The organism is Neolewinella xylanilytica (assembly GCF_002934605.1).
GTDB classification, from domain to species: domain Bacteria; phylum Bacteroidota; class Bacteroidia; order Chitinophagales; family Saprospiraceae; genus Neolewinella; species Neolewinella xylanilytica.
The window spans coordinates 223055-243012 of sequence record NZ_PTJC01000005.1 but is presented as its reverse complement, the minus strand read 5'-3'; the positions used below and the strand labels follow the sequence as shown (position 1 = coordinate 243012).

The 19958-nt window shown below is 60.7% G+C and carries 19 protein-coding genes; 15 read left to right on the top strand and 4 right to left on the bottom strand.

Going from position 1 to position 19958, the window contains the following annotated elements:
- The first annotated feature begins 182 nt into the window (after positions 1-182).
- Positions 183-5582, top strand: coding sequence for a DUF7379 domain-containing protein (locus tag CLV84_RS00940; protein WP_104417866.1), 5400 nt, complete (start codon positions 183-185; stop codon positions 5580-5582).
- Here the strand turns inward: CLV84_RS00940 and CLV84_RS00935 are convergent.
- Positions 5537-6346, bottom strand: a complete 810-nt coding sequence (locus CLV84_RS00935) for a hypothetical protein (RefSeq protein WP_104417865.1) — start codon at positions 6344-6346, stop codon at positions 5537-5539. The two genes, CLV84_RS00940 and CLV84_RS00935, sit on opposite strands and share 46 nt — an antisense overlap.
- 284 nt (positions 6347-6630) lie before the next feature.
- Here CLV84_RS00935 and CLV84_RS21630 point away from each other — a divergent pair, with 284 nt between their 5' ends.
- The 7 genes from CLV84_RS21630 to CLV84_RS00900 all read left to right on the top strand — a co-directional run bounded on the left by CLV84_RS21630 (position 6631) and on the right by CLV84_RS00900 (position 11902).
- Positions 6631-7005, top strand: a complete 375-nt coding sequence (locus tag CLV84_RS21630; RefSeq protein WP_170067514.1) for an iron chaperone — start codon at positions 6631-6633, stop codon at positions 7003-7005.
- 74 nt (positions 7006-7079) lie between these two features.
- Positions 7080-7409 (top strand): ArsR/SmtB family transcription factor, encoded by a 330-nt coding sequence (locus CLV84_RS00925; RefSeq protein WP_104417863.1) that lies wholly within the window; start codon positions 7080-7082, stop codon positions 7407-7409.
- Positions 7410-7477: 68 nt separating this feature from the next.
- Positions 7478-8251, top strand: a complete 774-nt coding sequence (locus CLV84_RS00920) for a metallophosphoesterase family protein (protein WP_104417862.1) — start codon at positions 7478-7480, stop codon at positions 8249-8251.
- Between the two features lie 29 nt (positions 8252-8280).
- Positions 8281-9336, top strand: coding sequence for an ACR3 family arsenite efflux transporter (gene arsB, locus CLV84_RS00915; protein ID WP_104417861.1), 1056 nt, complete (start codon positions 8281-8283; stop codon positions 9334-9336).
- 128 nt (positions 9337-9464) lie between these two features.
- Positions 9465-10112: a DUF1801 domain-containing protein gene (locus tag CLV84_RS00910; protein WP_104417860.1), complete on the top strand. Its 648-nt coding sequence runs from the start codon at positions 9465-9467 to the stop codon at positions 10110-10112.
- 413 nt (positions 10113-10525) lie between these two features.
- Positions 10526-11203, top strand: coding sequence for a nucleoside deaminase (locus CLV84_RS00905; protein ID WP_104417859.1), 678 nt, complete (start codon positions 10526-10528; stop codon positions 11201-11203).
- 6 nt (positions 11204-11209) lie between these two features.
- Positions 11210-11902 carry an STING domain-containing protein gene (locus tag CLV84_RS00900; protein WP_104417858.1) on the top strand — a complete coding sequence of 231 codons (693 nt, stop codon included), beginning with the start codon at positions 11210-11212 and terminating at the stop codon, positions 11900-11902.
- A gap of 131 nt (positions 11903-12033) precedes the next feature.
- Here the strand turns inward: CLV84_RS00900 and CLV84_RS00895 are convergent, their stop codons facing one another.
- Positions 12034-12669, bottom strand: coding sequence for an NAD(P)-dependent oxidoreductase (locus tag CLV84_RS00895; protein WP_104417857.1), 636 nt, complete (start codon positions 12667-12669; stop codon positions 12034-12036).
- Between the two features lie 90 nt (positions 12670-12759).
- On the opposite strand from CLV84_RS00895, the gene CLV84_RS00890 reads away from it, so the two are divergent.
- The gene (locus CLV84_RS00890) at positions 12760-13086 is read left to right on the top strand and encodes a winged helix-turn-helix transcriptional regulator (RefSeq protein ID WP_104417856.1); all 327 of its coding nucleotides are present in this window, start codon (positions 12760-12762) and stop codon (positions 13084-13086) included.
- On the opposite strand, the gene CLV84_RS00885 is transcribed toward CLV84_RS00890, so the two are convergent.
- Entirely contained in the window at positions 13071-14375 is a 1305-nt protein-coding gene (locus CLV84_RS00885; protein ID WP_104417855.1) for a DUF418 domain-containing protein, read from the bottom strand. The two genes, CLV84_RS00890 and CLV84_RS00885, sit on opposite strands and share 16 nt — an antisense overlap.
- A 30-nt stretch (positions 14376-14405) precedes the next feature.
- On the bottom strand, positions 14406-14669 hold the full coding sequence (locus tag CLV84_RS21415) for a hypothetical protein (RefSeq protein ID WP_146088664.1): 264 nt from the start codon (positions 14667-14669) through the stop codon (positions 14406-14408).
- 145 nt (positions 14670-14814) lie between these two features.
- Here CLV84_RS21415 and CLV84_RS00880 point away from each other — a divergent pair, with 145 nt between their 5' ends.
- From CLV84_RS00880 to CLV84_RS00855, 6 genes are all read left to right on the top strand, one after another.
- Positions 14815-15516 carry a helix-turn-helix transcriptional regulator gene (locus CLV84_RS00880; RefSeq protein WP_104417854.1) on the top strand — a complete coding sequence of 234 codons (702 nt, stop codon included), beginning with the start codon at positions 14815-14817 and terminating at the stop codon, positions 15514-15516.
- Between the two features lie 75 nt (positions 15517-15591).
- Positions 15592-16008: a DUF1761 domain-containing protein gene (locus CLV84_RS00875; protein WP_104417853.1), complete on the top strand. Its 417-nt coding sequence runs from the start codon at positions 15592-15594 to the stop codon at positions 16006-16008.
- A gap of 86 nt (positions 16009-16094) precedes the next feature.
- A complete protein-coding gene (locus tag CLV84_RS00870; RefSeq protein WP_211295123.1) occupies positions 16095-16601 on the top strand; it encodes a methylated-DNA--[protein]-cysteine S-methyltransferase in 507 nt (168 codons plus the stop codon).
- A gap of 180 nt (positions 16602-16781) precedes the next feature.
- Positions 16782-17933 carry a transporter gene (locus CLV84_RS00865; RefSeq protein ID WP_104417852.1) on the top strand — a complete coding sequence of 384 codons (1152 nt, stop codon included), beginning with the start codon at positions 16782-16784 and terminating at the stop codon, positions 17931-17933.
- A 383-nt stretch (positions 17934-18316) separates the two neighbouring features.
- Positions 18317-18691: a hypothetical protein gene (locus CLV84_RS00860; protein ID WP_104417851.1), complete on the top strand. Its 375-nt coding sequence runs from the start codon at positions 18317-18319 to the stop codon at positions 18689-18691.
- Positions 18692-18874: 183 nt separating this feature from the next.
- Positions 18875-19954: an efflux RND transporter periplasmic adaptor subunit gene (locus tag CLV84_RS00855; protein ID WP_104417850.1), complete on the top strand. Its 1080-nt coding sequence runs from the start codon at positions 18875-18877 to the stop codon at positions 19952-19954.
- The last annotated feature ends 4 nt before the right edge of the window (positions 19955-19958 follow it).

Below are 19958 nucleotides of genomic sequence, written 5' to 3'. Positions count from 1 at the left end.
CAGGCAGGGAGCAGCGGGCAGACGGGTACCGGTAACCTTTTGATTACCGGGTGCATGAACGGGGTAGATCCGAAGGGGGGGCACCGGTAGTCCGGGAGATGAGCCGGGAAAAATGTGCGGTGTAACGCCTATTTTCCTTCCCGTAGGGGGCAGGATCGCCCCTGACCTACACACACTCGACCATGCCACCAGCCTTTACGCTTCACATTCACGGCACCCGCGCCCCGACGCCCACCCCCTTAGCCGACCGTTCGAACGACCTCTTCGAGGTTCGCGAGCGCTTCGACCTGACCCGCACGCGGGGCGTGGGCACCCGGCACGATCGGCAACTAACCGACGAGATCGTGGGCCTGATCACCGAAGACGACCTGGAATGGTTTGGCTACGCCGACGACCTCCCAGAAGTGTTTGGCCAGGAAGTACAGCTGGCCCGTAGCGGACAAACCGGTTTCGTCGTGCCGACCACGATCGAGTCGAACCGATCGGGCCAGCGGGGGCTGGTGGATCGCATCCAAGCCAAAGCCATCGAAATCATCACCGGCAAGGCAGCGGAAGAGGGGGCGGAGGTCACCGCCCGGCAACTGGCCCAGCGCATCGACGAGCGGAACACCCAGAAAAAGGGGCTCTGGAAAGTGGACCCCTCCGGCAACCTGCAACGGCTGCCCGCGGGCGCCTCCTTTACCCGGGCCCTCATTTTTATTCACGGAACGGCCTCCAAATTCGAGAGTGGCTTTAGCAACATCGATGCGGACTACTGGCAGCGGATCCACCAGCACTACGATGGGCAGGTCTACGCCTTCAATCATCCGACGCTGATCGCTTCCCCAGTACGGAACGCCCTCGACCTCCTGGCGGAACTGCCGGAGGGCGCGAGCTTCGACCTGATCACCCACTCCCGCGGCGGGTTGGTGGGTGACGTGCTGGCGCGCTGCGATAGCCGCCTCGACGAGAAGGGATACAGTACCAGCGAGATCGAATTGGTCGCCAAAGACTATACCGAAGGGGAAACCCAAACGCCGATACCCGACGAAATGCGGGAACTGGCTACGGTAGCAAAGCAAAAAGCCGTCTTCATCCACCGCATCGTTCGCGTGGCCTGTCCGGCCCAGGGCACCACGCTGCTCGCCGACCGGCTGGACCACTTCCTGAACGCCTTGCTGACCCTCATCGGCAAAGCCGGGGCGGACCGCCTGGGGCCCTTCTATGCCCTGTTTAAGTCGTTTCTGCTCAAGGTCATCGAGGAGCGGGAGGACCCGGCCACCTTTCCCGGCCTGTACGCCATGGTGCCCGACCTGGCCTTCATCAAGGTGAACAATAACCCGGAGCGGGAGCTGAAAACGGAGCTCGTCAGCATTCTGGGGGATTCGGACACCGGCGGCGGCGTATTGCAGTCGCTGAAGGTAGTCTTGAGCAACCTGTACTACTGGCAGGAAAATGATTTCGTGGTGAATACGGCGAGCATGTCGGAGGGGATCGCCCGGCGGCCCAGCAACCGGGTGTGTACCATCGCCAATGCGGAGGTGGACCACTTTTCCTACTTCGACAACAAGGTGCACATGGCCATTATTACGGCCATCCTGACCGGGGAATTGCTCCCCGCCGGCGTAGCGCTGATCCCGCGGGACGAACTACCCGTCGCGCCGCCGCAGGGGTGGAGCATGATCCAACTCGACGAATTGCGGCCGATCGAGGTATCCGGCAAGCGGCCCGTCGTCGTACTCCTGCCGGGGATCATGGGGTCCAATCTGTACCACCAGAACGAACGGCAGTGGATGGACCTCCGCGCGCTTCACGCGGGCGGATTCGTCAAACGACTGGCTAAGCTTACGGATGAGGTCGAAGCTCAGAGCCTGATCCGGCGATCCTACGGCGCTCTCGTCACCGACCTGAACCAGCGCAACTACGACGTGCGCGTCTTCCCGTACGACTGGCGGAAGTCGCTCACCGAAGCCGCCCGGGCATTCGCGGAGCTGATGCAGGCACTCACGGAGATCGATCAGCCCGTGCGCATCGTCGCACACTCGATGGGCGGACTGGTCGTACGCCAGTGGATGATCGACTACCGGGAGGAATGGGTGCGCTTCCGGAAACGTCCCGCCGCCCGCGTCCTGCTTTTGGGCACGCCCTGGCGCGGTTCCCACCTCATCACCCAGGTGCTGACGGGCCACGCGCGCACGGTACGGCAACTGGCCCTGCTGGATTTCAAGCACGATAGGCGCGAGTTGCTGACCTGCCTCGGGCAGCTCCCCGGCATTTTCGAGTTGCTTCCCCTCGACGATGCCCGCATGATCGATCCGGCTGCCTGGGAAACCCTCCGCGACGCACGCAACGCCCGTCGCATGCCCGCCATCGGCGCGGAAATGCTGGAAGCGTTCCAGACTTACCGGGAGGGCGTCGAGCGCGGGATCAAAAAGTTTACGGAAAAGGATATGTCCGTGATCTATTACGTCGCGGGACACCACGAGGAGACCGTGGACGACTACGAGTTGCGGAATTCCCTCTTCTGGAAAAAGGACCGGCTCCGCTACCTGACCACGGCGGAGGGGGATGGCAGCGTCAGCTGGAAGCGGGGCATCCCCACTAAAGTACCCGCCACGCAGGTCTACTACACGCGCACACAGCACGGAGAGCTGGCGAATGACGCCTCGCTCTTTCCGGGCCTGGTCGATCTGCTGGAAAAGGGGGATACTACCGCTACCGGATTCAGCCAATCGGCCCCGGTGGGTGGCCTGCGCAGCGCTGGATCGCCAACGGAAACCGTCCGGCGGGGCCGGGTGACGCAAATCACGGACCAATCGCCCCTCGACAACCTCTTCGGCCTTGAACCCGCGGCACCGGGGACAGTGAAGGGGCCCGCGCCGATCCGCGTCGAGGTCTTCAACGGCGACCTGAAGTGGGCGCGCCACCCCGTCCTGATCGGTCACTTCGCCCAGGACGGCATCGTCAGCGCGGAGCGGGCCCTGGACGGCTACCTGGACGATATTCTCTCGGAGCGGCACATGATGGGCTTCTATCCCGAACAGATCGGCGAGCAGGACGTCATCATCGATTACACCCGCTACCCCAGCGGCGCGATCATCGTCGGGCTGGGCGACAAGGAAGCGCTCACCGGCTACAACCTCACCCGCACCGTAGAGAAGGGAATCCTGAAGTACGCCGTCTTCAACCGCGATAACCAGACGGACCAGAAAGCGACGAACAATAGCCACGGCATCAGCACGCTGTTCATAGGCAGCAATTACGGTCAGCTACCGCTGCGGGAATCCATCCGAAGCATTCTTCTCGGGGTGATGCAGGCCAACAGCGTGATCGAGAGCTTCGACAAGCCCGGGAAGCGCCTGCGCCCCATCGAATTCATCGAATTCGTGGACTACTACGAAGACCGGGTGTACGAATGCTACAAGACGCTGCTCGAGATCGAGGAAGGGGACTCTTCCCTGCCCATCAACCTCAACCGGAAAATCCAGCAGGGCCTCGGCCGGCAAAAGCGCTTTCTGCGGGAGGACAGCCGCAGCTGGTGGCAGACCTTCACCTCCGTGGTCAAGCGGGACCGCTTGCCGGGGGATGAGACAAAGGAGGGCCGGGAATACCTCGACTTCACCACCTACAATCGCGGCTCCTCCGTCAGTACCGACGACGTCCGCAGTAACCTGGAACTAGCGCGCTACCTGGCCGAGGAACTCTCGACCGAGTCAACCTGGAACGCCAACGACGCCAAGGTGATCTTCGAACTGCTGGTCCCGAACCGCTACAAAGACTTCATCCGCAACCATCGCAACATCGCCTGGCGGATGGATGAGAAGAGCGCGGCCTTTCCCTGGGAGATGTTCCACGACCCGCTGTACGACGATAAACCCACCTTCACGAAATCGGGGCTCGTGCGTCAACTGTTTTCCGCTTCGGCTGCCATCCGGCCCGCCCTGGTGCGGCAACCTACGGCCATGGTGATCGCCAATCCGGCCTTTACCCGTACCGATTTGCCGGATCTGCCCGCCGCCGCAACGGAGGGAAAACTGGTGGGCAAGCAATTACAGGAGGCCGGCTTCACCACCACGCTGTCCATCGGGGAGGAACCGGTGCCGATCACCAAGGCGCTCTTCGGCAATCCGTACAAAATCATTCACATCGCCTCGCACGGCGAGTTCGAACCGGACCAGGACCGGATCGGGATTTCCATCGGCGGCGGGCAATTACTGACCCCGGGCACCCTGCGGCAGTTCAGCGCCATCCCGGAGCTGGTCTTCGTAAACTGCTGCTTTGTCGGGCAGATCGATGCCGGACTGGAGGCCTACCGCCAGGGCCGGCACAAGCTCGCCGCTAACATCGGCACCCAGTTGATTCAACTCGGCGTGAAAGCCGTGGTCGTCGCCGGCTGGGCGGTCGACGACGCGGCGGCCAAAACCTTCGCCGAGGTATTCTACGCGCAAATGCTGAAGGGCCGCTACTTCGGCGAGGCCGTGACCCGCGCCCGGGCGGACTGCTACGCCCGGCACCGGGAGGTCAATACCTGGGGAGCGTACCAGTGTTATGGCGATCAGTTCTACCGCTGCGTCACCGACGGGGCCGGTACGGGCAATGGCGGCACCTTCACGCTGGAGCAGGAAATCATCCTGGAGTTCGACAACCTGATCTCCCGCTCGGAAAGCCTGGAAGTGAATGGCAGCATCCAGCGCCACATCGACATTCTGAACGACACGGCCCACGTCTGCATCGATCGCGCCCGCAAGCTCGGCCTGGCATCCTGTGCCTTCCAGCGCCGGCAAGCGCTTTTCTACGCCTATATGGCCGATTATCCCCGCGCCATCACCGCCTACCGGCAACTCTTCGGGGCGGGCACCGGGGAGTTTTTCCTGCAGGACGTGTTCGCCTTTGGGAACATCCGCGCCAAACAACTGGTCATCGACCGGCAGCGGGGGGCCGTTTCCCCGGAGGAGGGGTCGAAGGCGATCGCCGAGATTCTCCAGGCCTTCACTACGCCGGAGATCGTGCACTCGGGTCCGGAACTGGTCGCCACGGTCGGCAGTACCTACAAACGGGCCGCCTTGCTGGCCGACAAAGCCGAGGCACGCAAGTACCTGAAGGAGGGCGCTACCTGCTACCTACAGGCGGCGCGGGAACGGGGCACGAGCGAGCGCGGCAGCATCTACTTCGCCACCCGTTTTCTGACCCTGGCTACCTTCGCGAACTTCGACCTCCAATCGCCCCGTATCGACATCCGGGAGGAGTTCGGGCGCGATCCGGCGGCCTACATTTCCGGCTGGCTGGAGCAACTGAAGAGTCTGCCCGAGGATCGGAATTCGGTGTATTCCCAACTCGCCGAAATTCAGCTGCGCCTGTGTACGCTGGTGACCGGCTCGGTAACCGGGTCCCTTTCGGTCGACGCACGCAAGCACGAAACCCAGCGGTTGACCGAGCGCTATCAGAAACAGATCTCGGAGTGCATCAACGTGCGCGAGCTACACGGGGAGATCGAGCACCTGGAGTTCCTGCTGGGCATGTGCAAGCTCTTCCGGATCCCGGAGCAGGAGCTGCCCGTCTATCTACAGCGGATCCTGCCGAATTTATCGGGCGTGTTTCGGTAGAGATTAGGGGCTTTATACCCGCCCTTCGCCGCCCTACCGTAATCGGATAGGGTAAAAGCAATCCGCGCCCAATCCGGCACCTCCCCCGCCGGGCAACGCTCGAACCGGATGCCCGCCCCCTCCTCCGCAAGGATCAGCGTAGTGGAATCGGGGATCGTGAGGGTAAGCTCGGTGACTATCCGCGAGCTGTTGTAGGAATCGGTGCAGGACTGCCCTACCCGATACGCGTTCCCCTTGCTGGAGATGACCGACAAGTCGCAATCGCGGGTAGCGGAGCCGGAGAGCCCGCGACCCGTCCACACCCGGAACGCAGCGTTGGCCGGATCGCTACACCCCAAATCCGCGATAAGGTAAAAGCCCGGGCGGAGGGGCAGGCGGTTGCTCGGTGGCAACAGTTGCAGGGCGACGATGCTCGGGAAGTCGCGGCGCACCACCGTCCCGGAACCATTCACCTGGATACCGGTGGAGAAGCTGGCCAGTGCCCGTCGGCCCCGCAGGCTGTCCGGTAAGTTCCCCAGCAATTCCCGCTCTCCGCGGGCTGGCGCCCGGCAGATGGCCTCTGAGGTGCCGGTGCCACCCTCCCGCGGTGCGTAGCGGAGGTAACAGTTGTCGCCGCAGATGAAGTCGGTAAGGACGATAAGCTGGAAGTCGGAAGCGCTCGATGATGTATCCGGATCGGCCGTTGCGCCACTATTTTCCCGGTCGGAGCAAGTGCGTAGTGCCAGGCACCAAAACAGGAACAACAGGACCGGGAAGCGGAGCATAGGCTGACGAAACGGCGTGCTGCCTCAACTCAATAGGTAGACCCCGGGTCGGGCAGTCATCGCTGTCATTCATGGTAACCAGGCCCTGTAACGGGGCCTGGGGAATCCGTTTTTCGGGGCGAACGGCTGACACCATTCCTACGGCCACGGCCGGTGGTTGCCAGCGACGGGCTACCCCCGCTTACGGGTTCCGGGAACGAGAAGCAACGATTGCCGGTAAGCGACCGGCTTTCTTCCCGCGCTCCGCCGCCCTATCTTATCTTAGTTATGCTAACGCGATAAAGATGGCCTCCGAAAAACCGACCACTGTAGACGAATACCTGGCCGCCGCCCCCGCGGCCGGCCGGGAACTGCTGACCGAAATGCGGGCGCTGCTCAAAAGCGTGGCACCGGATGCCCGGGAAGGGCTAAAGTGGGGACAGCCCGCCTTCGAATCCGACCGACTCCTGTTCTCCTTCGCGGGCTTTAAGCAGCACCTGAATTTCTTCCCCACCCAATCCGCCCTCGAACCCTTCCGCGACGAGCTGACCGGCTATAAGACCGGCAAGGGCTCCGTACAGTTCCCCTACGGCGAGCCACTACCGGTCGAGCTCATCCGAAAGATCGCCGCCTACCGCAAGGAAGACGTGGAAGAACGGGGGGCGCTGTGGATGAAGTAGTTCCTTTTTTTTGCCGGGGGGAGTACACCCTTCGTTTACTTTATAGTAATATTGCGATTAAACGATAGTAAGCCATGGGAGCCATCAAAACAGCGAACTTCACGGACGCCCAAAACGCGATTGCCGTCTATGCCAGGGCATTCGGGCACCCGGCACGGGTAGCGATCCTGCAGTACTTGTTCAGGATGGACAGCTGCGTATGCGGCGAAATCGTAGCGGAGATCGATCTTGCCCAGCCCACCATCTCCCAGCATTTGAAGGAACTTCGGCAACTCGGCTTGATCCGGGGCACCGTCGACGGCACCCGCGTGTGCTACTGCATCGACACCGACAATTGGGCCCGCATGAAGGAAACCCTGCACGACTTCCTCGACCAGGACCTGCCTAAACTCGATTGCTGCTAATTTTTTGCCCACTTTCATCGGCTCATCGCGATAAACCGATACTTCTTTGCGCACTCAATGCCCTCTTTATGAAGATTATCCTGTTTGGTGACATCCACGCAAACCTGCCGGCTCTGCAAGCCTTCTTCGCCGACGCCGAAACCCACCACGCCGACGCGATCTACTGCCTCGGCGACTTGGTCGGCTACAACATCTGGCCCAACGAGGTCATTCACGAGATTCGCCGCCGCCACATCCCGACGATTGCCGGCAACTACGACTTCGGCATCGGCCGCCACAGCGACGAATGCGGCTGCGCCTACAAAACCGATGAAGAACGCGCCAACGGTGCCGTTTCCATCGCCCTCACCAACGAGCTCGTCAACGACGACAACCGGGCGTACCTCCGCACCCTCCCCGCCCACCTGCGCCTGGATTTTCGGTTGAACGACGATCGCCTTAGCCTACTGCTGGTCCACGGCAGCCCCCGCCGGATCAACGAGTACCTCTTCGAAGACCGGCCGGAAAAAAGCCTGCAGCGAATCCTGGAGCAGGCGGAGGCCGACATCCTCTGCTTCGGCCACACCCACCAGCCCTTTCACCGCATCTTGAATTCCGGCGACGAAGCCGCTCCCCACTTTCGCCACGCCATCAACATCGGCTCCGTGGGCAAGCCGAAGGACCGCGATAACCGGGGCTGCTACGCGATCCTGGAATTCGATGCCACCACGTCCACGCTGGATGCGGACAGCATCTCGGTCACCTTCGTCAGGTTCGACTACGACATTGAAGCGGCGGCCCGGGCCGTCGAAGGCAGCCGCCTACCGAATACGTACGCGGCAAACCTGCGAAACGGCTATTAACCCCACCTGCGGCATCCTACCCTATTCCCATGCAAACCTCCCCCACCAAGCGGCTCACCTTTCTGGATAGCTACCTCACCCTGTGGATCTTCCTCGCCATGCTGGTGGGCGTGGGGCTGGGTTACACCTTCCCCTCGATCCCCGCCGGAATCGAATCCTTCAGCAGCGGCACGACCAACGTGCCCATCGCCATCGGCCTCATCCTGATGCTGTACGCGCCGCTGGCCAAGGTGAACTACGCCCTGTTGCCGAAAGTCTTCCGCAACGTGCGCATTCTGTCGATCTCCCTATTGCTCAACTGGGTCATCGGGCCGGTCCTCATGTTCGTACTAGCGATCACCTTCCTGCGCGATTACCCGGAATACATGGTGGGCATCATCCTCATCGGTCTGGCGCGCTGCATCGCGATGGTGCTCGTGTGGAACGACCTGGCCGAGGGCAGCAGCGAGTACGGCGCCGGGCTGGTGGCGCTTAACAGCATCTTCCAGGTCTTCGCCTACAGTTTTTACGCCTGGATCTTCATCACGGTCCTGCCCCCTTACTTCGGGTTCGCCGGCGGCATCGTGGACATCTCCATCGCTACCATTGCCGAAAGCGTAGCCATTTACCTGGGCATCCCCTTCCTCCTGGGCATCTTGAGTCGGCTGATTCTCGTACGGCTAAAGGGGGAAGCCTGGTACCGCGAGACCTTCATTCCGGCCATCTCCCCGCTTACCCTCATTGCCCTGTTGTTCACCATCGTGGTGATGTTCTCCCTCAAGGGGGAGGTGATCGTCGGCATCCCACTGGACGTCCTCCTCATTGCCCTGCCCCTGCTGGTGTACTTCACCCTGATGTTCATCATCGGCTTCTTCGTCACCCGGTCCGTGGGGGCGCGGTACGACGAGACGGCCGCCGTTGCCTTCACCGCCGCCGGCAACAACTTCGAGCTGGCCATCGCGGTGGCCATCGCGGTCTTCGGGCTCGATTCCGGGCAGGCCTTCGCGGGGGTGGTGGGTCCGCTGGTGGAGGTGCCGGCACTGATTCTGCTGGTGCGGGTGTCTTTCTGGCTGAAGGATAAGTATTTCGGGGGAGTGCGGACATAAGGGGGCGCCGGAGCGCGGGTGAACAGTATGCCCCTACTCGTGCCTTGCGGCGGTTGCGTGTATCGGAAAACCCGCCAAGCTCCCCTATCTTGCTATTCAAACCCACGGGGTACTACGCCCCCCCAGCCATGGCCAAGCATCCCCAAGTAGACGACCTCCTTTCCCGGGTCGAGCGGTGGCGACCGGAGCTTACCGCCCTGCGGACCATCCTGCTCACCACCGACCTCACCGAAACCTGGAAGTGGCGCGCACCCTGCTACACGTACGGGGGTAAAAACGTGGCCATGCTGGCGGGTTTCAAAGACAGTTGCGCCCTCAGCTTCTTGAAGGGCGCCCTGCTCACCGACCCCCGGGGTATTCTGGAAAAGCCGGGAGAAAATTCCGTGCACGTTCGCTTGATGCGCTTTACCGACATAACCCAGGTGCAAGAACGGGAAACGGTTATCACGGCATACCTCCGGGAGGCGATCGGGGTGGAAGCGTCCGGCCAGCAGGTCGAAAAAGTAGCCACGCCCGGCGAAGCGTGGCCGGCCGAACTCCACGAAAAATTTGCCGCGGTGCCCGGATTGGAAGCCGCCTTCGTCGAGCTCACCCCCGGCCGGCAGCGCGGCTACCTGCTTTACTTCAACGGGGCCAAACAATCCGCTTCCCGAACCACCCGCATCGAGCGCTACCAGGAAAAGATCCTGTCGGGAAAGGGCTTTCATGACTGCCACTGCGGACTGTCGCAGCGGATGCCGCGGTGTGATGGCTCCCATAAGGCACTGCGCGTTTAGGAAACAGGTTGGCTCCCGCGCTCCGCCGCCAAATCGAAAGCAAGGAGATCTACCGGCCGGTAAGATGCCCGCCCCCGCTTCCGGCGGTTCGCAGCGGCCGGCTACAAAGCGCTCGATGGCAGGCCGTAACTCCCGGGTAGCGGTCGGCGACGTGTCCGGTCCGGTACCCTCCGCGGCTAACACCGTGCCTTCGCTATTTGCTGGTCCGGACTACCGGCGAAAGCACCGGAGGATATTTTCGGGACCGGCCACCTCTTCGGCGAAGGTCCTCGGCAGTAGAAACTACCGGTCGGAGAAGGCTTACTTTTGGGGGGTGGTTTTCGCGCGTAACGGCTCCCGAAGCGGGGTTCTTCCCGGTTTACGTGCACCATTGCCGGGCCACGGCCATACGCCCACCTAATTCGACGATCCCCATGAACTTGCCACTCTCCGACCCGATTGCTACGGAAAGGGATATCCTGTTCTCTCTGCTTGCCTACTCGGTGGTCTATCGATACTGGGAACCCATTGACCGGGGCGGGCGGGGCTATAACGTAGGTTGTATTTTGGTGGATACCGCAGATCGAGTGGTGGATTATGCGCTGAATCACGTGAGCCAGCAGGAAAACGCGACCCAGCACGGCGAAGTCAGGCTCATGACCGGGTACCTGGACCGCCCCGGTATCTACGCGCTGGAGGGCCATACCATCTATTCCACGCTGGAGCCCTGTGCCATGTGCGCGGGTATGATGACTATGGTATCCATCGATCGGACGGTGAACGGCCAACCCGATTACTATTTTTCCAAAGCACTGGAGCGGCTGTCGTTCGACTCGCAATCCATCGGAGGATATGCCCCGTATCCCCGCACCGTTACCTCCGTGGTCACCCCCGCTGCGTACAGTCAGCAACTGGACGACGCCTACCACCAGTACATCCGGGAAGGAAATGCGCCCATCATCACCCGGTTCCTGACGACCGAAGTGGCCCGGCGCATCTTTGAACGTGCGACCCGGGACTTTCAAAATTTCGGGGTAGCCCACCCCGAAAACGAAATAATATATAAGAATGCCCTAAATTTCTTTCGTACGCTCCCGGAACACCCCAAATAGACGAATATGTCGGAAAACATTGAACTGACCGCGGCCCTGGTAGGCATTCTATCGGGGTCCATCGCCATTTGGCAATACGTCAATGTTAAGCACGAAAATAAGGAGCTCAGGAAGGAGGTTGAACTGATTGCCTCTACGGGCGTCGCCATCGGGTACTATTACAATTTTATCGTTAGTGTCTTTTCTAAATTAAAGGAGCACGTATTGCGTATCGAGATTTACGAAGACAATACGAATACGATCGAAAAGGTCGTGGAATACGAGTCCGAAGACGTCGAGTTGCACATCATCATGCCGAACGATCTTCAGATCAATTCCATGAACCACGCCATTAAAAAAATGCGGATACACCGTAAGGGCAATATCGTCAGCCGGGGCTCGGAGCGGAATTTCGGGATCAATTTCATGTACGGGGAGAACGGAAAGCTGTTGATTCTCGATTTTCCCAAGCCGCTGAATGCCATTCGGGAGTATATGTTCAAGCTCCCCAAATTCGTGAGCCTGCTCAACGAGAACGGCGAACTGAACGATAACAACCTGTTTGAATCGCCCATCTGGCAACAACACGAGGACCGTGAGCTCAGGAACTTCGAGAAAACGATCCGCGTGCTTATGGCCCGCGGACGCGTTGACGAAGGGCAAACGGAAACCAAATTCGTCAACGTTGACGCCGTTCCGGATTCCGCGGATGGCAGGTAAAATCGCTTCCCCCGCCACGTCCGTTACCCGGCGGCAGGAGAACTCACCTCCCGGGGGTTGGTGGTGTCAATAAACGGCCCGACTTCAGGAGAAACGGTACCTCGTACTCCGAAGGTTGATGGTGCCTGCGGTCAGTAGCTTACGAACGGCAATTGGTGTACGTAGCGGTCGTCTTCCACCTGCTTGATCAGGAATTCGGCCAAATCCGCCCGGGCGATCTTGGTGCTGGCGTTCACGCCTACCCATCCCTCACGGTAGTGACCCTGTTTGGCGTCGTTGGTCAGCCGTGGGGCCCGGACGATGATCCAGTCGGTGCCGCTCGCCGCGAGCACCCCGTGGTGGGCGACGGCGTCATGAATGACCTTCGGCATGGCGAGGTTCATGATGAAGCGGATGGCTTTGTCCGCGAATTTGGGCTCGTCTTTTTCCGGATAGGGCAGGCCGCCGCCGGAGAGGGAAATGATTTTCTTTACCCTGGATTCGCGCATCGCGGCCAGGATGTTTTTGGTCCCGTCCGTCTGGAGCCAGTCCGGCGAGCCCTTTCCGTGGCCGAAAACGCTCAGCACTACGTCGGTACTGGCAACGGTAGCTGCCACATCCGCAGGGTTCAGGACATCTCCGGCGATCACCTGCAGGCGGGGGTGGGTTTGTGACAGCTTTGCCGGGTTTCTTACCAGCGCTTTGACGTCGTAGCCCCGGGTAAGGGCCAGGGACAGCAATTCCCGGCCCGTTTGCCCCGTGCCGCCGAAGAGTGCGATTGTTTTCATAGTGCCCGTACTTCTTTTTCCTGTGATCCCACAAGATTATTTACTTTGTAGGTACCGGACTAAAATGGCGGTACTAACCTTTTGGTGGGTATGAAGAACGATCGAATACACGTGACGGCACGGTGTCCCATTCGCACTACGCTCGAAATGGTTGGCGGCAAGTGGAAATTGCTGATCCTGCGGCAACTCTACGGGGGGCCGTTACGGCTGAGCGCCCTACGTTCCACCATTCCCGATATCAGCGAGAAAATGCTGATCCAGGAGCTGAAAATCCTGGTGGAAAACCGCCTCGTCCACCGCGAGAACTTCGGGGAGGTACCCCCGCGGGTGGCGTACTCCCTTACGGACAGGGGAGAACTGGTCAAGCCGCTCATCGAGGAAATGATCGCCTTCGCGGAGCGCTACGAGCGCACATAGGTTGGTACGGCAACGGGCAACCGTAACGGTTGGATTTTCCGGTAGGTAAATGAACGCCAAATCCATTCCAGTGGCCCGTACCGAAAGCGCGTTAGCCACCAGGCGCTACCGGCCATTTGCGCGGCTACGACCCATGCCGCCAGCAACGCCAGTTGGTGGGTCCGTACCGCCCCGAATCCGCCCAGACCCCAGTCAAAAAGCAGGAAAGTGCCGATCAGGGAAAGGCCTACGTAGTTCGTCAGGGCCATTCGTCCGTAGGGAGCGAACAGAGCCAATACCCGCCGCCCGGCCCCTGACTGGTAAGCGGACACGAAGCCCAGCAGGATCAGGGCGGTTACGGCTACGTTGGTCCAGTCGTAAAAATTGAGGGCCACCACGGGTAGCCAGCCCGACCAGTCGATCGGTTGGCCGACCTGACTGAAGAGGGCCAGCATCAGCAGGGTGCCGACGGTAAGCAGGCCGAGGGCATAGCGCTTCAGGGGGCGGCGGTAGCGCAGGAGCCGGTGGGAATCCCCTAACATGCCGGCCCGTCCCAACAGCAAACCAACCAGAAAGTAGCCGAAGGTATAGTAATACCGCCCCAGGATACCGAGGTAGAGATCGGCCTTCAGCCCGAGACCGCCGGTCAGGTGCTCGCGGGCCAGTGCGGTGAAAGAGCCGTTCTGCAGCAGACCGGTATACGCTGCCGCGTAGGGGTGAGTCGGGTCCAACACCGGGGCGGGACCGAAAGCGGGCCCCTCTCCGCCAATGGCAAAGGCCAGCAGCCGGGGCAGCCCCAGGAAACAAACGGCGATGATGCCTGCCAACCAGCGGGTCGGTAGCCGGTGCACCAACAGTAACAGCGGGGACAAGGAGGCATAGACGAGCAGGATATCGCCCCGGTAAAAGAGCTGGTGCACCAGGCCGATGCCGGCCAGGATCACCGAACGCCAGAGGAAACGCCTTCGGAACCCGGGGGCATCACCGCCCGACCGCCGCATCAGGGTAAAGCTCACGCCGAAGAGGATGGAGAACAGGGCGAAAAACTTACCGAAGGACATCCAGAGCAGTCCCCGGAAGGCGAGGTCGATGAGACCGTGATCCGCTGCCTCGGCGGCTCCCGGGGCGAGGAGTCCTCCGGCAAAACCCTCCAGGAAGTGCACCAGTCCGACGCCGGCCAGGGCGAATCCGCGGAGGGCATCGACTAGCTGGATTCTAGGTTTGGGATTTTCGGGGTAGGTGCGCACTAACGAAGACTTGCCCCCCTGAAACTCGGTGCGGAGCGAGGAAGTGCGGTCGGCCGATGTCATGCAGCTTGCTAACCATTTGCTTCCGCGGGTTTACCGGATATCGGCCGGCGACCAGCATTCCGGCACGGTGCCGTTGCCGCCTTCCCGGCTACCTTTGGGGCACAGCGCATCCGACAACGGGCGGGCGGGTACACCATCGCGGAAGAACAGGAAACCGTGCCCGTCAACATCGATGGGCTGGACGGCTACGTGCTGGAAGGCCGGATCGAGGAGGAGGAGCAGCTTTACCAGGTCGTTCTTTTCGCGAGGGGGGTGGGTATGGCATCCTGGTCGGCACCTACCAGACCGAGGCAACCGGTGCTCGATACGACTTACGGGCCGTCATCGGCAGCTTTCGGCGGAAACAGGTCACTTTAAAAGCGGCCCGCGAATTCTCCTGCGCTCCGGCGCAAAAAAGGGGAACGGGGGAATCCACGGCTTCCGGTACCTTGGGGAACGCATGGAAGCATCCGAAAACAACCGCCTCTCCCGCCTGACCGCCATCCTTACCCAGCTGCAGACCCGGCGGCTGGTTACGGCGCCGGAACTCGCTGCGAAGTACGGGGTGAGTGTACGTACGATCTACCGGGACATCCGTTCGTTGGAGCGCTCCGGCGTACCCATTGCGACCGAGGAGGGGAAAGGCTACGCCCTGATGGAGCACTACCGCCTGCCACCGGTTGCCTTCACCGAAGCGGAAGCCAACGCCCTCGTACTGGCCGAGCAACTGGTACATAAGACATCGGATTCGTCGTTCGTCACCGCCTACGCCGAGGCGGTCGACAAGATCAAGGCGGTGCTGCGCTATGACGCCAAGGACAAGGCCAATCTGCTGCACCAGCGGACCACCTTCGACCGGAACCTGCAGCAGCACCGGAGCAGCAATAATCTCTCCGCCCTGCAGGACGCCCTGACCAATTACCGACCCGCCCGGATCACCTATACGAACGCGTCCGGGGAGCCGACGGAACGGGTCATCGAGCCCTTCGCTCTGTTGAGTACGGAGAACTGGCTCCTGATTGCCTGGTGCCGGCTGCGGCAAGGATTCCGCTACTTCCGGCTGGACCGTATCGGACGTCTAACGCTACTGTCGGACACTTTCACCCCCCACGGTATGACGCTCCAACAGTTTTTCGACCGCTACCATCCCGGTCAAGATTAGGCCGCCAATTTAACCCCTGACATAGGGCTGTCACTCCACGGCGGGAACTTTGGAGCAATCAATCCAAACCGCCTTATGCTTACTTCCTTTTCTTCCCTTTCCTGGCTTGGCGTAGCCACCGCTTTTGCCATCTATTTCGTGCTCGGTGGGCTCTGGTTTACGGTATTCTTTAACCGGGCGTACGCCTATTCCCTGGGCAAGGATGCGGCTAGCCTGCAGAATCCGGATCCGATCTTCATCATCGGCCCGGCGGCCTGTTCGCTGCTCATCACGGTGACCACGGCCCTGCTGATGCAGGCACTGGGCGTTACGACCATAGCAGCGGCCATCCGTTTCGCGCTGGTGATCGGCACGGGCTACCTGGTGGCGAATACCGTCAACATCGCCATCAATCCGAATATACCGCGGCCGCTGCTGTACGGAGCCATCAGCGGGGCGTTTCACCTGACGGGGATATTACTGGTCAGCCTCATTCTGGTGGCGATGGGCTAATCCACCCGGCTTTGCCCGCTTGGGGGGTGACCGTGACCGTCGGCGGTGTATCTTGTAGCAAGATATACACGTATGTACGCTAGGCTATGATAACCACCGTGGAGCAGGTTATGGACACCCCGCTGGGTCCGCTACGCCTCGTTGCAAGCGGGCGGGGAATCTGTAAAGTTGCCTTCGTTCCGGATACCGTTCAACCGACGGGGGGCCGTGAAGCGGACGATACTGCTCCAGCTACCGAAGACGGTCGGCGCATACTGGATATGGCCGCAGGTCAGTTGACGGAGTACTTCGCGGGAGAGCGGACCGTCTTCACGGTGCCCCTGGATCTTTCCGGCACCGGATTCCAACGGGCCGTGTGGCAGCAGCTGTCCACGGTTCGATTCGGGCAGGTCGTAGCCTACGGCGATCTGGCGGTGGCCCTCGGCAATCCGGCCGCCCAGCAGGCGGTGGGAGCGGCGAACGGCCGGAATCCGGTAGCCATCATCGTGCCCTGCCACCGGGTAGTGGGCCGCAACGGAAACTTGACGGGCTACGCCGGAGGGATCGAGCGGAAAAAGTGGTTGCTGCGGCACGAGATGGCTACGCTGTTTTAGGACGTGGCAGGACCTGACACATCGGATGTCTGTAAAAATGGCAGGACCTGACACATCGGATGTCTACTGCTACCAAGCACCGCACTACCCGGCACAACACAAGCATGTTAAAACTCCCGGTTCACCGTATCTTCGGTATCCACTGCCCTTTGGCAGAACTCACTAGTCGATTTTACGATCATGCACAGAATCTCTTCGCTCGTGCTGGCCCTGCTATGCTGCGGTGCCCTTACCTACTCCGCCTCCTTGCAAGGCCAAGGCTGCGTTGCCATTCGCGGGGGCTCGGCCTGCGCCGGTAGCGTCGGCAATTCGCTGAACCTAAGTCGGGGCGAATTCAATTTGCAAGCCGGCTACCGCCACTTCCGGTCCTTCCGTCACTTCCGGGGCTCCGAGGAAGAGGCGAACCGCATTCAGGAAGGGACGGAAGTAGTCAACCGCTCATCTTTCCTCGATCTCGGGATGAATTACGGCCTATCCAGCCGCTGGTATGCCACCGCCGTTGTACCGGTCGTGTTTCACCACCGCTCCTCGATGTACGAGCACGGCGGCAACCCCCCTTCCGGACTGGGCGATCGCCACGCCACCGCCTCGAGCGGGCTGGCGGATATCCGGCTCGGTATCGGCTACTGGCTATTCGACCCGCAGCGACACGACTTTAATTACTCCATCGGTCTCGGTGTCAAGCTGCCTACCGGCAAATTCGACTACACCGACACCTTTTACAATCAAGGCGATGATCGCTCCGAAACGCTCGAGGCGGTCGTCGACCAATCCATCCAGCCCGGGGATGGCGGCACCGGTATCGCGGTCGACGTACAGGGCTTCCACCCACTGTCACACTCCTTCGGTATCGTAACCAACCTCTACTACCTCGTCAATCCCCGCGAAACCAACGGCGTACTGACCCGCAACGGGCGCAGCGAATTTTCTTGTCCGGACCAGTTTGCTGTCCGGCTCGGCGCTTACTATTCATCCATGGCCGGCTTCAACATTTTCCTCGGTGGCCGTCTGGAGGGGGTACCCGCCAATGATCTCGTCGGCGGCAGCGCCGGCTACCGTCGACCGGGCTACGCGGTCTCCGCCGAACCGGGCATTGGTTACACCCACCGTAGCCTCTCCGTGTTCGCCAGCGTGCCCGTTGCCCTTTACCGCAATCGGACCCAGAGCTTCGAGGATAAGGTCCGTACTCAGGAGACCGGTATCTATACCCAGGGCGATGCCGCTTTCGCCGACTACCTGCTGAACATCGGCGTCGCTTACCGCTTCGGCGGCCAATCCCACCGGGATGCCGTACCGCAGCCGGTACCCCACGATGTGTTTTCCAAGGACTGAGGCAGGGGTATTGGGGCGGCGGGGCGCAGGAACAAGCCTTCCAGCGATAGGATCACCCCGCGCCCGGAACTCGTACCCAAATCAGATCGCATCGGTAGGAGCTTGATGCGGTGGTATCCGTGTCATAGATTTGTCAAATTAGAAATTTCGATAAATTTCTGCCGTCTCCTCTACTTGCAAGGTACCCTCGTGAATCCAAACTTCATTTTGTCATTCCGCCATATTTGATTGCGTAAATCGGACATACTTTTTCACGACGGTAATAAAGTTTCAAGTCCGGGTTTTGATTCGCTATGCTTGATAGCAATACTTACAGCCCGTGAAAGCTTTCCACCAGCGGAAATTGGACGATACATTTGATACTCTGTCCGTTCAACCCCACCATGTACATCTACCTGTTGCTAGCGCTGTTATCGGGTTTCGCTCCGCGGGGAGTGGAAGCCATACCGGCGCAGGACGTGCGAACCGCACTGCTGCAGCTAACCTATACGGGGGATGACGAAACGGCGATCCAACTACCGGCACATGACCCCTCCCAACTCCCCGAATTTCCGGCGGAAGTAGAGGAGGAGGTTCGGGATAGCGAAGCCAAGGACGCCCAGGATGTCGTGGCGGCGCGCAAGCGTACCTCCTTCCTGGCTGATTTGGTGGTTTCCGTCACTTGTTTTCCCGGGCCGCCCAGCCCCGTGCATCGAGCCAGGCAACTTCCGCCCGCCGGCACGGAACTCACCGTACTCTACCGGGTCTTCCGGATCTGATCGATTCCCTTTCTCGCTGAGGTAGGTCCGTTGTCGGACGCTACCCGCATCGTCGCGTCCGCTAGGACCGGGATCGGCCCTTCCCCGATCTAAAAATTGCTCCTCGCCGCGTCCCCACCCCTAGTCCGTGACGCCTAAGGTGGCGAGGCTGACTCACCTACTTTTTTCCCCAACTAAGCTACAATGAACAAGTTAGCATTCCTACCCCTATTGATTCTCGCTCTGGCCGCCTGCCAGCACGAGGAAGAACACCACCACGAGGTGACCCCCAAACTCGAGGTGACGACCCCCCTGGTTCAGGACGTGACCGTCGACCGGGAATACGTCGGCCAGGTTCACGCCAGCCGCCACATCGAACTCCGGGCCCTCGAGCGGGGCTACCTCCAGGAGATCTACGTGGACGAGGGACAAACCGTCTCCAAGGGCCAGCGGATGTTCAAGATCCTGCCGAACATCTACGAGGCGGAACTACAGATCACCAAGGCCGAGGCCGAGATCGCCGAGATCGAGCTCCAGAACACCAAGCTGTTGGCCGACGAGAAGATCGTAGCACCTAACGAACTCGCCATGGCCCGGGCTAAGCTCAACCGGGCCCAGGCCGAAGTTACGCTCGCCGAAGCCCACCTCGACTTTACCAACATTCGCGCCCCCTACAACGGCATCATGGACCACCTGGAAGCGCGGGAAGGCAGTCTCCTGGAGGAGGGCGAACTGCTCACTACGCTTTCCGACAACAGCAAAATGTGGGTCTACTACAGCGTACCGGAAGCGGAATACCTGGATTACGTGCAAAACAAGGATAAGCCCGAGAAACAGCACGTCCGCCTACGCATTGCCAACGGCGAGGTGTTCGATCAGGAGGGGATCGTCGAAGCCATCGAGGGTGAATTCGACCACGAAACCGGCAACATCGAATTCCGCGCCACCTTCCCCAACCCGGACCGTATTCTGCGCCACGGCGAGACCGGCAACGTGCTCATGCCCATCCCCTACGAACGCGCCATCGTAATCCCCCAGAAGGCCACCTTCGAGATCCTGGACAAGAAATACGTCTACGTCGTGGACAAGGAGAACCGCCTCGAGCAGCGCGCCATCGTGATCGCCGAGGAAATGCCGCACGTCTACGTCATCCGCGAAGGACTTACCCCGGACGACCGTATCCTCATCGAGGGCCTTCGCAAGGTGCGCAACGGTGATGTCATCGACGTCGAATTCCAGGAGCCCGAGAAAGCCATGTCGCAGCTGGCCCTGCGCGTGGAGTAGGTCC